Raw genomic sequence first — 14,826 nt, forward strand, 5'->3', positions numbered from 1 at the left:
AACTGTACTGCTGAATACTATGGCCACTCATTACCCACTGATGATTCCCGGTACCTCAGAAACCGCTGAACCGGAAGCGGTTTTCTCTCCCTACACCGGTGAGCAAATTGCAACGGTTGCTCGCGCCGACGAACAGCAAGTGGAACTTGCCCTCAATACCGCCCATGAATTGTTTCGCGACCGCGACCAGTGGCTGCCGTTACAGCAGCGCGTGGAAATACTGGAAGCCACCGCGGTACTGATGGCTGAGCATTTTGATGAGCTAGCCAACGGCGCTGCCCAGGAAGGTGGCAAGCCGCTGCTGGATTCCCGAGTGGAAGTGCAGAGGGCCATTGATGGGGTGAAGCTTTGTGTTGAGCACATCGCCCAACATGCAGGCGGTGTGGTGCCTATGCCTCTGGCTGACCGCATGGCATTTACTCAGAAGGAGCCTATCGGGGTAGTGGTTGCGGTAAGTGCCTTCAACCACCCATTGAATCTGATCGTTCACCAAGTGGGCCCGGCGATTGCTGCGGGTTGCCCAGTGATTGTCAAACCGGCACACGATACGCCGATTTCCTGTGTACGCTTTGTCGAGTTATTGCATCGAGCCGGCTTGCCGCCGCAATGGTGCCAAGTGGTGATGCCCACCACACTGGAATTGGCTACGGCCTTGGTCAGTGATAAGCGGGTTGGTTTTTTCTCCTTTATTGGCAGCTCCAGAGTGGGTTGGATGTTGCGCAGTAAACTGGCGCCGGGCACCCGTTGTGCTCTGGAACACGGCGGTGCCGCTCCGGTTATCGTAGACGCCAGCGCGGATTTGGGTAAATTGATTCCGTCGCTGCTGAAAGGGGGCTTTTACCACGCCGGCCAGGTGTGCGTGTCGGTACAGCGGGTGTATGTGCCCAATGCCCTGTTGCAAAAGGTCGCTGAACAGTTGGCCAAAGGGGCTTCCAAGCTGGCAGTGGGTGACCCACTGGATGATGCCACTGAAGTGGGGCCGTTGATTCGCGCTGCGGAAGTGGAACGTGTGCACCAGTGGGTTCAAGAAGCCCAGCAGCAGGGAGCGCGTTTAAAAGCCGGTGGCAAAATATTGGGCAATAACTGCTACGCGCCCACCGTGTTGGTGAACCCGCCCGACGATGCCCAGGTGAGCACGCAGGAAGTGTTCGGCCCAGTGGTTTGCCTGTACGGCTACAACAAACTGGATGAGGCTATTCGTCGAGCCAACAGCCTGGATGTGGCCTTCCAGGCTGCGGTATTCAGCCAGGACATCGACCGCGCCATGACCATTTGCTATTGGTTGGATGCGTCTGCAGTGATGATTAACGAACATACTGCCTTTCGTCACGATGGCATGCCGTTCGCGGGCCTGCGGCACTCAGGGCTTGGCGTCGGTGGCATAGGCCACACCATTGACGAAATGCAGATCGACAAAATGACGGTGATACGCGTCACATCACACTGATTTTTCCGGTTTGCTGTCGTAGTCCGTTGCTTTATGGCTGTGCTAATCTAGGGCCTGTTAACACTAATTGAATCGCCACTGTTGTGACTAAAAAAGCGCCAATCAAGGCGCGAGTCGTGTGGTTTGGTCACTCCAAATGAGCGACGAGCAACACCGAGTGACGCTTTTTTAGCCGCAACCCGAAGGGCTGGGGCCATTTTTCCGCCCAGCTGTGTTATCAGTCGCTTATGTAGAATGACTACACGGCACTCTTTCTGCCTTGCTGGGCAAAAAAATGGCTCCCAGCAGTGATGATTCAATTAGTGTTAACAGGCCCTAACACCATAATAATTAACAACAACGGACTGCCGCTCACCATGACTATCGACGAAATCTTTAAACGGGTTCAACAACTGCCTCCCGGGCTTCCGCAAATTGCCCAGGAAATTCTACTGGCGTTTGAAAGTAACGCGGATGTAGATCTCAAGGTGATTGCCGACAAAATATCCCAAGATCAGGTTATTGCTGCCAAGGTACTGCGCTTGGCCAACTCCGCTTATTTTGGTGGGGCTCGCAATGTGGCCACTCTCGATCAGGCCGTGGTATTGCTGGGCATGTCGGCACTGCGTACCTTAGTGGTGGCTTCCAGTGCCACGGGTCTGTTCCCGGATATGCCAGGTTTCAACAAAGAAGCCTTTTGGAAACACAGCTTCCAGGTCGCCAGTCTGAGTCAGAAGCTGGCAAAAGTAGCTGGTCTGGATGCCAACGTGGCGTTTATGTGCGGCATGCTGCACCGCATTGGTGACCTGCTGATCCGGATGGCCAATCCGTCTTTGAGCGCGGATATCGACAGTTACGAAGAAATGGGTGCCTGCCGCGCCGAAAGCCAGAAAAATCTGATGGGCCTCGATTACGCCGAAGTGGGTGAAGCCCTGGCGCAGCGCTGGGACTTTCCAGAAGTGATTCAACAGGCCATCGCCCACCAACTGGAGCCACAGGCTTACGAAGGCGACGAAAATTACGCTGCATTACTGGCGGTTGCCGACCACTTATTGTGTTCAGCAACCAAAGAACTGGATGAAAATGACGAAGAGTACTACCCCGAGGTAGCAGCCAATCTGCTGGCGTTGTCGCGGGATAAAGTGCTGGATCGGTTGGAAGAAGTGATGGAGGCTAGTGGGGAAGAGCTGGCGGTGGTTTGATGGGTGTTCAAAAAAACAAAAGCACTGTACGCGAGCGGGCTGATGAGATAAAAGATTTTCGTTGCAAGAACCTAATTGCAGTAATAGAAAATCCGATGGATATCAAAAATATCGGTACGGTGATAAGAAATGTCAATGCATTGGGTGCTGAGAAAACCTATATCATCGACTCTCGAAAATCTTTGCCGGATGATTGGCAGGAAATGAGAGATAAAAAATCTTTGTCTAAAACCTCTGTGTCTGCGATTAAATGGAGTTTCGTTAAGAGATTTGATAGTACTGAAGAATGCTTGGCCCATTTAGAAAAAAATCGATTTTCTTCGATTGTCACGTCTCCACATATCAAGGGCAAAGATAATGTTGTTTTACATGAAGGAGACTACACAGCTTATACAAAATTAGCCGTATGGTTTGGCAATGAGGCAAGAGGTGTCAGTGATATCGCTGTTGAAAAGAGTGATATGTGTGTACAAATTCCGATGTATGGAATTATTGAAAGCCTTAACTTAGGGACAACATCAGGAATTGTTTTGTACGAAGTTACCAAACAACGGCGTGAGTATCAGAAGCGCTTTAAGCGAGCTAAACAAAAGCGGCCGATACCCGAAATAGACAATTAGTGCTTTTTCTTTGAATAGATAATAAGCTGCCGCGTCGCGGTGTTCCCCACAATAACAAAGCGGGAAACTACTCCTCAGTCTCCCACTTCTCCATAAACCGTTTCGCTCCGTCCTTACCCAAATACCGCTTCAGGTAACGGCCTGGCATTTTGCGCATATCCACCAGAATCAAACCGTCCAGTGAGTCGTTAAACACTTTGTTGACGGAGAAGCAGACAAACTTGCCGTTCAGAGACAGGTAGTGGCGCAGCAAGGTGGGTAGGCCCTTGTCCGGGTCGCAGCGACCCACCAGTTTGTTAAGGGCAGAGACGTGCTTGAGGGATTTCAGCATGGCCTGTGACCAAGGTTTTTTCGACACCTTTAATGGCACGATAGGGTGTACGTCTTCCATATACTCTTTGTCTGCCGGGAAGGCCGTGACCATGCTTTCGGCGATCAGGGCGCGAGCAAAGTTGGAATACTCCCGGGAGATGCTAACCGCACCAAACAAAGTGTGGTACTGGGGGTGTTTTGCCACGTAGGCGCCGATACCACGCCACAGCAAGTCCAGCACCATCGGGTGGCGTTGATACTCGGGGTAAACAAACGAGCGGCCCATTTCCAGTGAGCAACCCACTTTGTCCAGGTAGTCCCGGTTAAAGTTAAACAGGGTACGTGCGTACAGAGCGTCCATACCGTGTTCGTCGGCAATGGAGTGAGGGTGTCCAATGCGGTAGCCGCCGGCAATGCGCTGCTCTTCCTTATCCCAGATAAACAAGTGCAGGTAGTGAGGGTCGAAGCGGTCTGTGTCGATCGGGTTGCCAGTGCCTTCACCTACGTCGCGGAAGGTGACTTCCCGAGCAATACCAATTTCGGTCATTACCGGGCCCAGCTGATCGTAGGGTACGCAATACACATCAAATGTGTCGCTTTCGATCAGGCGAAATTCAGTAATGGTCTGCAGGTGTTCGTGGGCGTCGCCGCCGGGCTCGGAAATTTCGGCAAACTGCAAAGTGGACGGGGCGCCAGTGCGCTCGTACTGCAGGTTGAGAAAGTCGGTGGCCAAGCGTATGTAATCGGTAATGGCACGTTCGTTTTCCAGGTGCCTGAGCTCTGCCGGAGTAATGGGTTCACCAATGGTCAGAGACAGAGTACTGTTCTGTTTGTTGGTGAGTTCACGGGGAAGCAATACGGTGCGCAGCCGGGGGTGAATCAGCCCCAGGGAATAAAACAGCTTGCTGTTGTAACCGCCCACATGGATAGGCAGGCAGGTGGCACCACTGCGTTGCAGCAGTTTGCCCGCCAGGCGATTCCAGGGGTGGTCCTCAATGCGGCGATTGCGCACATTAATAGACGCCACTTTACCCGCCGGGAACATCAACAGGCAGCCACCGTTTTCCAGGTGCTTGGCCACGGTGCGAATGCCGCGAATATTTTCACGGGCGGCGTTATCCGAGAGTACGTTAACGCCCACAAAAATAGACTGGAATTCGGGGATTCGGGTCAACAGCTCGTTGGTGAGCACTTTGATGTCCGGGCGAATGGCCATCAACAATTTAGTGATGGCAACCCCTTCCAGGCCACCGAGTGGGTGGTTGGCAACAATAAGCAGTGGCCCGCTGCGAGGGATTTGCTCCAGGCTTTGCTCTCCGCCAGGGGTGTGCAAGCGAATGCCCAAGTGATCCAGGGCAAATGCCAGAAACTCTTCGGTGTTGGCGTTCTGCGGACGCTGGGCATAAGTGTCAGCCAAGCGATGCAGGCCCAGCATGCGCTCGATGGCGCTGGCAACAGGGCGGCTTTTCAGCGGGATGCGGAATGGGTTAGTGGTTGCCATAGTTTTGTCCTGGGATTGCGTGTTGCTCCAATCGGTTCCAGTTAATCAGTGTCCGGGTATTGTTTCACCAGGGCGCTTTCCTCTTTCCAGGCGCGCCACAAAGCCAGTATGCCTGGGGCTTTGAAGCCTCGCTGGCGGTTTTTTGCGCCAATACGGAACAGTGAACCGTATTGAAACAATAATGCTTTCCATGCATCTGTCAATTTAGCACCGCTGTCCCAGATGTGCAGCGATTCCGAGCTGGCACCGTTGATTTCAACGATTTCCAGATCTTCGCCTCGGGTCAAACTGTCGGTATCGCGAAACTTGATATCCAGCCGACCGTAATAAAACTCAGGCAATCCGCCCAGAATATCATCCAATTTTTGCCGTAATGTTTCAGTAATGTATTCGCCGCCATCGCGGAACACCGCTCCACGGCAGTGGCTGGCGGAAAACACCAGTCGATAGGGCTCCCCAGCGGGAATAACCGTATCCAGCATCTCTTGATGACGCTCTTCGTACAGGTGCTGCAGTTGCCCGGCGCGAGGGTCATTGGCCATCAGTTCTGCCAGAGTGCTGCGGCCATCACCAGTCACATAGGGGCTGTATTTCAGAGCCAGAGATATAATCTCCCCTTGGGGTGCTCCGGGGTGGCGGATATAGAACACTCCGGCTTCCGGTTCCCAAGATGCCAGCTGTTGCAACATAAAGGTGCTGCCCTGGGGGTAACTGCCCAGGTAGTCCGCCAGTTCCTGTTCGTTTTCCAGCAGGCACACCCCTGCGCCACGGCAACCCAAATCGGGCTTGCCGACCAGAGGCAGTTTCAGCCCCTGTTCGCTGAGTTGTTGGCGAATGGTTGCCAGATCGCTGTCAAAATGCCCGCCTACGGTATGAGTAATGAAGGGCAGGATATAAGGTTGGCTGTCGGGGCTGGCCGATGCCATCAGGTCGCTTTTGGAAAACCCCACCATGCCCGACATTTCCACGTTGGGATTGGCCACCAGTGGCAATGACAGGGAGCGAAAACGGATCGCCAAGCCCAGCCACTGAAAAATCACCGGCAGATATACCAGCCAGGTGGGCCAGAACTCAAAGTGTGACACCGCATTACCGCTGTGCTCCAGTTGGGGCATGCCGGGTACGGTGTAACTTTGTTGTGAGGTCGAGGATGTGGTGCTCATGAGGCCATTGCGCAGGCGGCATTTGCCACCAAAGGCTGCTCAGCTGCTGACAGGCTTCTTTCCAATATCAGCGGTGCTGACAGGGGAGTGCGGCAGGGGCTGCCATCGGCGTAGCGTATGGATACCGACGTGTCATTCACTTCTACCACACACTGGCTCACCGTTTTTGCGTCGGCCCGGTGCATACAAGGGGCATGTGCGGGGCTGGGTGGTGGTAAGTGAGCGGAAGTCTCGGCGCTGTGGCAGTTGTGGAAGGCCAGCAATTGCTGCAAGTTGTGCGGTGCACTTTGCAGAAATAACTCACGGCGGTATTCGCACACTTCCTCGGTTTTGTACGAGGAAGATGTAAGAGGGATTTCTGGCAGGTGACGAGTCAGTTCAACAGCGTCCCAGCGGTACTGTACAGGCCGCTGATTGGTTTCCATCAGTACCAGGTCGAAACCTCGATAATGACTGGTGTCCAGCTGTTGAATAATGGCTTCTGCTTCGGCGATGGTGCGGCACCCAGTGAGCATCAGCACAATTTCGCCGCGGCTGTGTACATCGTTACTGGGTGCACGATCGGCAGCGTAATAGTTGAGCAAGCAGGCGGTGAGGCCGTGCTCATTAACTTGTAGCCAGCTGCCTCCAGCGTCGGTATCCGTTGGCGACAGGCAGCGGCTGCCGTCGGCGCCAACTTTCACCGTTGGCGGTAAGGCTCGCTGGCGGCTGTTCAGTTCGTCGCGATTAAAGACCAGGCTGTAACTGTCCCGGTGCTGAATCCAGCTCAGCGTGCACATACCTGTTCACTCCGGTATTTCAGGGTAGAGGGGGCGTAACCAAAGTTGGTGTCCACGGGGGTATCCTGCAGGCGCAGGATCAGCGCCATCAACGAGTGGTGATGGGTGGTGTGCCCGTGCAGGAAAATCAGCTCGCGGCCCACAGTGGATGCCTGAACCGGTGTTGTTCCTTCAATAGTGACCTTAATAGCCGCATTGATGGGAGTGTCGTTGCTGGGCAGATGCTTGAGCCCGTCAATAATACGGCCAATGGTTGCCCTGGCGTGGTCGCGATTGGTTTCTATTTCCGGGTCGCGACAACGTTTGTCGTAATCGACCGTGCCGCCTTCGACACCCGCCAGGAACATCAGGTAATGATCCAAAATGTGGCGCGTATGGGCGCCAATTGAGGAACTGTAGAAGGTGTCGTGGGTGGCGGTGTAAACGGTGTCGTCCAGCTGACTGATAATGGTGCGCAGGCTGTGCAATATCAGAATATTTTGGTCAACCAGTATGTTCTGTTGTGGATCGTTCTGCAAAATAACTCACATGGCGGGCAATGCCCGCAGTTTTATTCCGGGTATAGGCATGTTCGACTAACAGCGGCGGAAATAATTCCATTGCGGTGACTTCTCGATCCACACCAAGCCAGTGTATGGTTGCTCCAAAGTCTGGCTACGGGAATGACTTGTATCAACTGGGTGGTGGGCGCACAGTAGGCCCATGGTTCAAAATAGCCGGCATTATACCGATAGCTGGTTTTAGTTGCGACTGGTCAGGGCCTTCGCCTCATAAGACCTAACCCGCGTACCATGTGCGCTGGTTATACGATTTGGAGATCTCTGCATGAATAAAAAGCTCGAATGGGTACTGGTGGGCTATATCGCCTTTGTGTTTGTTCAATCGCTGTTCTTCAAGTTTGCCGGTTATTTTGGCGAGCCCGCCGATATTACTGTGTACATTTTCCAGACCATTGGTACTTGGATCAGCGATGACGTCGGCCTGCCTGGCTTGGGGGCGGCCTTTGGCAGCTATGGTGAAACGGTGATTGGTCTGGCAGAGCTCGTGGCCAGTGTGTTGCTGATTATTGCCGCTACCCGCTTTTGGGGGGCATTGTTGGCGCTGGGGGTGATGACCGGGGCTATTTTCTTTCACGTATTTACCCCGTTGGGGCTGTTCCCTTACACGGATTTGAGTTGCCTGGAAGAGGGCTGCCCTAGGGAATATGCCTTGTTCTTTATGGCCTGTGGGGTTTGGTTGAGTGCGGCGTGGCTGGCTTGGGTACGGAGACCTTCTGATCAAGGTTGATAGCCTGACAAAACAATAGTCCATCTTGATTCATTTAGCCGCCAACTAATTATTTTTTTGATTTACTCTGTAATAAGGGTTGACGACTTTCTTGATATTGATAATAATTCTCATTATCAATTTTTAGGAGGTTTATTGTGGATACTGTTTCAACCAATCACCAAGCCCGAAATTTGGAAATAAAAAGCAACGTTGTCTCCAGTGATGATCTGCTGGGTAACTCTGTGGTGATTTTGATTCGCCACGGCGGCCACTTCTATCAATTGCGTAAAACCAAACAGAACAAGTTGATTCTGACCAAGTAAGTCTTTTCTTTAAATCAGCCACCCCACATTTGTGAGGCAGCCATTGGAACCCACCGAGAGGAGGTTTTATGAGCTGTTCAATCACAGGGGTGGCTGCTTTGGCCGCTGTTGCGTCCACTGCTTCCGCGCTGGCATCTTCAGTTGAAGGTACTGCAGACACTGAAACATCATCGAAAACGAACTCACCTTATGAAGAGGTGATAACCACTGCCACTCGTTTGAGTAGAAAGGCATCCGACGTTGCCGGAACCATATCGGTATTTTCCAAAGACGATATCGAACGGGAACTGGTGGCAGAGCTGGCGGATGTGGTGCGTTATCAGCCCGGCGTGTCCGTTGCCAATTCTCAGCGCGGTGGTAATCAGGGCTTTGTGATTCGCGGTATTGGTGGGGTACGAGTGCTCAACCTGGTGGATGGTATTCGCAGTGTCGACAATTATTTCTCCAACGGCCGTGACCTGTTTGAAACCGATGATTTGACCTCCGTGGAAATTATCCGCGGGCCGGCGTCTGCGCTCTATGGTGCCGATGCCTTGGGCGGGGTGGTGTTGCTCAATACCAAAGATCCGGAAGACTATTTGAGTCAAGAAGAACAGCGCTACTTTGCCGCCAACTTTTCCAGTGACCAGTCCAGGGATGAGGGCAAGGTTGGCCTTGTGGGTGCTGCAAAGGGAAGCTGGGGTGCCGGGCTGCTGCAGTACACTCGGCGCCAGTTTTCCGAGCAGGAACTCAATAGCAGCGCCCGTTTTGATCCTTTGGATGGTGTTAGCGATAACCTGTTGGTGAAATGGTCGCTGCCAACCGGTGACAATCACCGTGTGGTAGTGGCACTGGACAGTTTTCACGAGCGCAATGATTTTGAACTGGATTCTCAAGAAGTCAGAGGTGTTACCGAAGCCACTGGTGAGGATCGAAAACAGCGTAACCGTTTCAGTGTTGCCCACAACTGGACGTTGGAAAACACCTTGGCAGACAGCCTGCATACCCGTTTCTACTGGCAAGACAGCGATGGTTTGCAAACTACTCGCCAGCGCCGCACCGGCTTTTCATTCGCCTCTGCCCCCACGGGCACCCCTGTACTGAGGGTTAGTGATTTTGAATTCAATCAGCAGGTACAGGGGCTCGACCTGGTGGCGCACAGAGGGTTTAGCCAGGGGAGTTTTCAGCACACCGTGGTCTACGGTCTTACCTATGAAACGCTGGACACCGAGCGCCCTCGCAACCGCACCGAAACCAACCTGACTACCGGTCAGCAAACCACCGATATCATTGCTTTTCCTTTCGCGCCTGCCGAGAGTTTTCCCAATAAAACCTTCCCGGATACCGAATCCACCCGCTGGGGACTGTACGGCCAGAATGAAATTGTCTTTGGCGACAGTGGCCTTACCTTGATTCCGGCGTTGCGTTATGACGCTCACAAGCTCACCGCCGACAGTCGTGGGGTGGTGGATACCAGCGCCTTGGGTGGTCGCCTGGCGCCATTGGATGAAGGTGAGCTGTCGTTGAATTTTGGCGCGCTCTACGCCCTTAACGATAACCTGACATTGTCCGTGCAGTACGCAGAGGGTTTTCGACCGCCCAACTACAGCGATGCCAACCAGTCGTTCGTCAATCGTGCCTTTGGCTACGCCGTGATTCCCAACCCCAACCTACAGCCAGAAACCAGCAAGGGCATTGAGGTCGGCTTAAAAGCCCGCTTTGACCAGGGTTTCGTGGATTTTGCCCTCTACCAAAACGACTACCGCAATTTTATCGACTCCGGTTTTTTGCGGGTAGATCAGGGTATTCGAGTTTTCCAGAACCGCAATATCGACTCGGTGGAGATACGCGGTGCTGAACTCAATGGCCAATGGTACCTGGCGGAAAGCTGGTCTTTACGTGGCAGCCTGGCCTATGCCAGGGGCGACAACCACACAGAAGCCGCGCCCCTGGATTCCGTTGATCCGCTCAATGGGGTGCTGGGCCTGTCTTATGCCGAGCCCACCGGTTTATGGGGAGTTGAAACCCGCGTCAGTGCAGCCACTCGCCAGAAGCGCTTGGCAGATGATGGCAATACGGCGGGGGCTGGCTATGGCGTGGTGGACCTGATTGGCCACTATCAATTGGCCGACAACACCCTGCTGCGCATCGGTGCCTTCAATGTGTTCGACAAAGCCTATGCCCAGTGGAATGACCTGCGTGGCGTTGATGCCAGTGATGCCTCTGCCATCGCGTTAGCTCAACAGAGTGGTCGCCAATTACGTGCCAGTGTACGCGTGGAATTTTAATTTTCAGGAGATGGAACCGTGACAAGATCAGCCACAGTACAAACAGTTAAACAAAAGCCTGAATTTGAACGCTTGCAGCAGCAATACAAGGAATTGAAGCATCAGCAGCCGCAACTGCGGCCACGCAATGCCGCTGCGGTATTGCAGGTGTCAGAGGCAGAATTATTGGCCTGCCGAGGGGATGTCAACGCGGTGCGTCTCAGCGAGGACTGGTCCGGCATTCTGTCAGACGTGGCTGAGCTTGGCGACGTTATGGCACTCACACGTAACCAATACTGTGTTCACGAGCGTCACGGGGTGTACCACAACCTGTCCTTTTTCGGTTCTGAAAATGATGAGGAAGGCAAAGGCCCAACAATGGGTATGGCGCTCAATCCGGACATCGATTTGCGCTTGTTTCTCAGCCGCTGGTGTTTTGGTTTTGCGGTAACAGAACCTCTGGAATTTGGAGAGCGCCACAGCTTGCAGTTTTTTGACCCTCAGGGTGTGGCGCTCCACAAAATTTACCTCACCGCCGCCAGTGATCTGGCGGCCTATCACCGACTGGTGTCTCGCCATCGGTCAGAGAAGCCACTGTGGCCTGATGTGTTGCCAGCAAAGCAACAGGCACCCAGTAAAGCGCCGACGGTGGTGGATATTTCTGCATTGGAACAGGACTGGCGCGCCCTTACCGATGTGCACCAGTTTTTCCCGATGTTGCGCAAGCACAAGGTGGAACGCCTGACCGCGCTGCAACTTATGCCAGTGGATTTGGCCAATCAGGTGCCCTTGGGAACGGTGCAGGTGGCCCTGCAACAAGCGGCCTGCAAAGGCTGCGACATTATGGTATTTGTTAGCAATCATGGCTGCGTGCAAATCCACACCGGTGCGGTAAACAATCTGCGACAAGTAGGGCAATGGTTCAACGTATTGGATGAGCGCTTTAACCTGCATCTGGATGCCAGTGGTATTGATCAATGCTGGGTGACACGCAAACCCAGTAAAGACGGAGTCATTACTGCCATCGAAGCCTATGACGCCAATGGCGAGCTGGTGGTGCAATTGTTTGGCAGGCGCCAGCAGGGTGAGCCTGAGTTGGCGTTGTGGCGGGATATTGTGGTGGCCTGTGAGTGTGCCCTCAGCCCGGAGGGGGATTTCAGTTGCGCCAGTTAAGTTTCCCCTCATTGCTGATTGGCCTGCTGACTATGGTGAGCCAGTCATTTGCGGATTGTACAGGGCGGGTGGTGAGCATTGGTGGCGATATTACCGAGATTGTCTACGCCCTGGAGCAAGAACATTGCCTGGTGGCTACGGACACCACCAGTGTTTACCCCGCCAAAACCGATGAACTGCCCAAGGTGGGATACCTGCGTGCTCTTTCAGTTGAGGGCATTGCCAGCCTGAAACCGGATTTGGTGATTGCCAGTGACAACGCCGGCCCAGCCACTATCTGGCCACAGCTGCAGACAGCGGGTATTCCGGTGGTTCGGGTAACGGCGCAGACCTCGTTGTCGGCGGTTGAGCAGAAAATTCAGCAGGTGGCCGCTGCTTTTGGTACTTCCCAGCGCGGTGAACAGTTGGCGAGTTTGTTTCGCAAGGAGTTGCAGAGTACTGATGTAGTGTCTGGCAAAAGGGCGACGCCAGATTCGCCACAGGTATTGTTTATTCTCGGCCACGGCGGTGGCACTCCGATGGTGGCAGGAGAGGACACCTCGGCGGCCACCATTATTCAGCTGGCCGGTGGCCGCAATGCTTTCTCGGGTTTTTCCGGTTACAAACCCATGACCGCCGAAGCCGTGGTACAGGCCAACCCGGATATTATTGTGGTGACTTCTCAGGGGCAGAAACAGTTGGGGGGAGTGACAGGGGTGTTAAATCTCCCCGGTATTAAGCTGACTGAGGCGGGTAAAAACCGTCGTGTGCTGGATTACGATGCTCTCTTGTTACTGGGTTTTGGTTTGCGCACACCCAGCGTTCTGGCGCAGATAAAAGCCGATTTTCAGGAGAACGTTGAGGGTGAATAACGGCTCTGGTGCTTTGTTCTTTGCGCCACTTAAAAAAATGCCCGCACAGGGTGTGGCTGTCACACTGTTGTTATTCGCTGCAGTGCTGGCACTGTTTAATGGCTCCATGTCGTTACCTTTTCAGGCGCTGCTTAGTGGCTCAAGTGACGGTCAGAGCTTTGCCATAGAGCAAGCGGTGCTCTGGCATATTCGCCTGCCCAGAGTAGTGCTGGCGATACTGGTTGGTGGCAGCCTGGCCTATGCGGGTGCCGCCATCCAGGGGTTGTTTCGCAACCCGTTGGCGGAGCCGGGGCTGATTGGTGTTGCCAGTGGCAGTGCACTGGCGGTAGGCCTTTATATTGTTTTCCTCGATGGCGTGTTGTCCGGCTATTGGGCGCTGTACGGCCTCAATCTGTTTGCTTTTGCCGGAGGCTGCATTGCCAGCTTTCTGGTGCTTAAAGTGGTGCGCCATTGGGCCGCCGGGTCGGTGACGGTGCTCTTGTTGGTGGGGTTGGCATTTAATTCCATCACCATGTCTGGCAACGGTTTACTGACTTTTATCAGCGATGATCAACAACTGCGCACCATGACCTTCTGGACGATGGGCAGTTTGGGGCGGTCAGAGTGGGGATCGGTAGTCGCCAGTGCCACGCTGATGATTCCGGCTCTGTTTTGGCTGCGCCGCTATGGGGTTGCTCTCAACCTGATGCAACTGGGGGAGCGGGAAACTGAGTACAGTGGTTTTGATGTGCGCCGTATCCAGCGTAACGTGATAGTGGCGAGCGCGGTTTTGGTGGGCGCGGCGGTGGCCGCTGCAGGCATTATCGGTTTTGTGGGCTTAATCGTCCCCCATCTGGTACGCCTGGTGTGGGGAGCAAACCATCGTACTTTGCTGCCGCTGTCCTTTCTATTGGGGGGCGCGTTGCTGGTGTTGGCAGATACCGGCGCCCGTACTTTGATCTCCCCGGCCGAATTGCCAGTAGGGGTAGTGACCAGTTTGCTCGGCGGGCCATTTTTTCTGTGGCTGTTGATTTCCCAATTCCGAAAAAACCGTTTGTGAGTACAACAATATGATTGCGCTAAAAGATGTGGGTGTTTCTGTGGGCGGCAAAGATTTGCTGACTTCAGTGTGGGCGGAGTTGCCGCGAAATGCGTTGACCGCCATTATCGGCCCCAATGGCGCGGGCAAAAGTACGTTGTTGAACGCAATGGCAGGAGGGATTGCACCCACCAGTGGCAGCGTGTCCTTCGACGGCTTTCGGCTCGCCAATATGCGTCGTTTTGAATTGGCTCAGCGCCGCGCGGTGTTATCGCAAAACCTCGAATTGCCATTTCCACTCAAGGTAGAGGAAGTGGTGGCATTGGGGCGCGCGCTAAAAGCGGATACGGAAGTTCAGCAGCAAAGAGTTATCGCTGCGGCTCTTGAACGGGCGCGGGCCAGTGAGTTGGCCGAGCGGGTATTCAGTACTCTTTCTGGTGGTGAGCGCCAACGGGTGCACTTTGCACGGGTACTGGCGCAACTGTGGGAGCCTATTGAGCGAGGTGAGCCGGCAACTTTATTGTTGGACGAACCCACCAGCGCCATGGACATGCATCATCAACACCTGCTTTTGGAGCAATTGCAGAAATTGGCGCGCAATGGGCTAACGGTTTGTTGCGTATTGCACGATCTCAATTTGGCCGCGTTGTTTGCGGACCATGTATGGGCCCTCAAAAACGGCCGCTTACACGCCAGTGGGCCAACAGATAAGGTGTTTGATGATCGCCTGTTGAGCGATATCTACGAAATGCCCCTGGTAACTATCAACCACCCGCAGCGAGCCAGCCAGGTAGTGGTGGCTTATGCCATGACGGGGTGATTGGCTAGCTTGAAAAAGTGGCTGTCATCGCGAGCGCAGCGTGGCGATCTCGTGGTTACAGAGTGCTTGGCTGGAGATCGCCGCAGTCGCCTTTCTTTGAAAGAAAGGGCTCCTTCGCGATGA

Annotated in this window: 14 protein-coding genes; 10 read left to right on the forward strand and 4 right to left on the reverse strand. The window is 53.9% G+C overall.

Features of this window, described 5'->3' with window-relative positions; all coding sequences use genetic code 11:
* The first annotated feature begins 19 nt into the window (after positions 1-19).
* The 3 genes from KFE80_13315 to KFE80_13325 all read left to right on the forward strand — a co-directional run bounded on the left by KFE80_13315 (position 20) and on the right by KFE80_13325 (position 3,248).
* Positions 20-1,447, forward strand: coding sequence for an aldehyde dehydrogenase family protein (locus tag KFE80_13315; protein UTW45317.1), 1,428 nt, complete (start codon positions 20-22; stop codon positions 1,445-1,447).
* 356 nt (positions 1,448-1,803) lie between these two features.
* Positions 1,804-2,628 carry an HDOD domain-containing protein gene (locus tag KFE80_13320; GenBank protein ID UTW45318.1) on the forward strand — a complete coding sequence of 275 codons (825 nt, stop codon included), beginning with the start codon at positions 1,804-1,806 and terminating at the stop codon, positions 2,626-2,628.
* The gene (locus tag KFE80_13325) at positions 2,628-3,248 is read left to right on the forward strand and encodes an RNA methyltransferase (protein UTW45319.1); all 621 of its coding nucleotides are present in this window, start codon (positions 2,628-2,630) and stop codon (positions 3,246-3,248) included. The genes KFE80_13320 and KFE80_13325 overlap by 1 nt, the downstream gene beginning before the upstream one ends.
* A gap of 67 nt (positions 3,249-3,315) precedes the next feature.
* Here the strand turns inward: KFE80_13325 and KFE80_13330 are convergent, their stop codons facing one another.
* From KFE80_13330 to KFE80_13345, 4 genes are read right to left on the reverse strand one after another with little or no spacing between them, the layout of a single operon-like run.
* Positions 3,316-5,061 carry a lysophospholipid acyltransferase family protein gene (locus KFE80_13330; protein ID UTW45320.1) on the reverse strand — a complete coding sequence of 582 codons (1,746 nt, stop codon included), beginning with the start codon at positions 5,059-5,061 and terminating at the stop codon, positions 3,316-3,318.
* Between the two features lie 41 nt (positions 5,062-5,102).
* Positions 5,103-6,224 (reverse strand): D-alanine--D-alanine ligase, encoded by a 1,122-nt coding sequence (locus KFE80_13335; GenBank protein ID UTW45321.1) that lies wholly within the window; start codon positions 6,222-6,224, stop codon positions 5,103-5,105.
* A complete protein-coding gene (locus KFE80_13340) occupies positions 6,221-7,003 on the reverse strand; it encodes an NRDE family protein (GenBank protein ID UTW45322.1) in 783 nt (260 codons plus the stop codon). Before KFE80_13340 ends, KFE80_13335 begins: the two co-directional genes overlap by 4 nt.
* Positions 6,991-7,521, reverse strand: coding sequence for a DinB family protein (locus KFE80_13345; GenBank protein UTW45323.1), 531 nt, complete (start codon positions 7,519-7,521; stop codon positions 6,991-6,993). Before KFE80_13345 ends, KFE80_13340 begins: the two co-directional genes overlap by 13 nt.
* A gap of 307 nt (positions 7,522-7,828) precedes the next feature.
* On the opposite strand from KFE80_13345, the gene KFE80_13350 reads away from it, so the two are divergent.
* The 7 genes from KFE80_13350 (at position 7,829) to KFE80_13380 (ending at position 14,703) form a co-directional block, all read left to right on the forward strand.
* Entirely contained in the window at positions 7,829-8,290 is a 462-nt protein-coding gene (locus tag KFE80_13350; protein ID UTW45324.1) for a hypothetical protein, read from the forward strand.
* A gap of 137 nt (positions 8,291-8,427) precedes the next feature.
* Positions 8,428-8,595 carry a hemin uptake protein HemP gene (locus KFE80_13355; protein ID UTW45325.1) on the forward strand — a complete coding sequence of 56 codons (168 nt, stop codon included), beginning with the start codon at positions 8,428-8,430 and terminating at the stop codon, positions 8,593-8,595.
* Positions 8,596-8,663: 68 nt separating this feature from the next.
* Positions 8,664-10,862 carry a TonB-dependent hemoglobin/transferrin/lactoferrin family receptor gene (locus KFE80_13360; GenBank protein ID UTW45326.1) on the forward strand — a complete coding sequence of 733 codons (2,199 nt, stop codon included), beginning with the start codon at positions 8,664-8,666 and terminating at the stop codon, positions 10,860-10,862.
* A gap of 72 nt (positions 10,863-10,934) precedes the next feature.
* The gene (locus KFE80_13365; protein ID UTW46741.1) at positions 10,935-12,014 is read left to right on the forward strand and encodes a hemin-degrading factor; all 1,080 of its coding nucleotides are present in this window, start codon (positions 10,935-10,937) and stop codon (positions 12,012-12,014) included.
* Complete coding sequence (locus KFE80_13370; protein ID UTW45327.1) at positions 12,002-12,865, forward strand: ABC transporter substrate-binding protein; 864 nt, start codon at positions 12,002-12,004, stop codon at positions 12,863-12,865. The genes KFE80_13365 and KFE80_13370 overlap by 13 nt, the downstream gene beginning before the upstream one ends.
* Positions 12,866-12,902: 37 nt before the next feature.
* On the forward strand, positions 12,903-13,904 hold the full coding sequence (locus KFE80_13375; protein ID UTW46742.1) for an iron ABC transporter permease: 1,002 nt from the start codon (positions 12,903-12,905) through the stop codon (positions 13,902-13,904).
* Positions 13,905-13,914: 10 nt separating this feature from the next.
* A complete protein-coding gene (locus tag KFE80_13380) occupies positions 13,915-14,703 on the forward strand; it encodes a heme ABC transporter ATP-binding protein (protein ID UTW45328.1) in 789 nt (262 codons plus the stop codon).
* Positions 14,704-14,826 lie beyond the last annotated feature (123 nt).

It is taken from the genome of bacterium SCSIO 12696 (assembly GCA_024397955.1).
Lineage (GTDB): Bacteria > Pseudomonadota > Gammaproteobacteria > Pseudomonadales > Porticoccaceae > SCSIO-12696.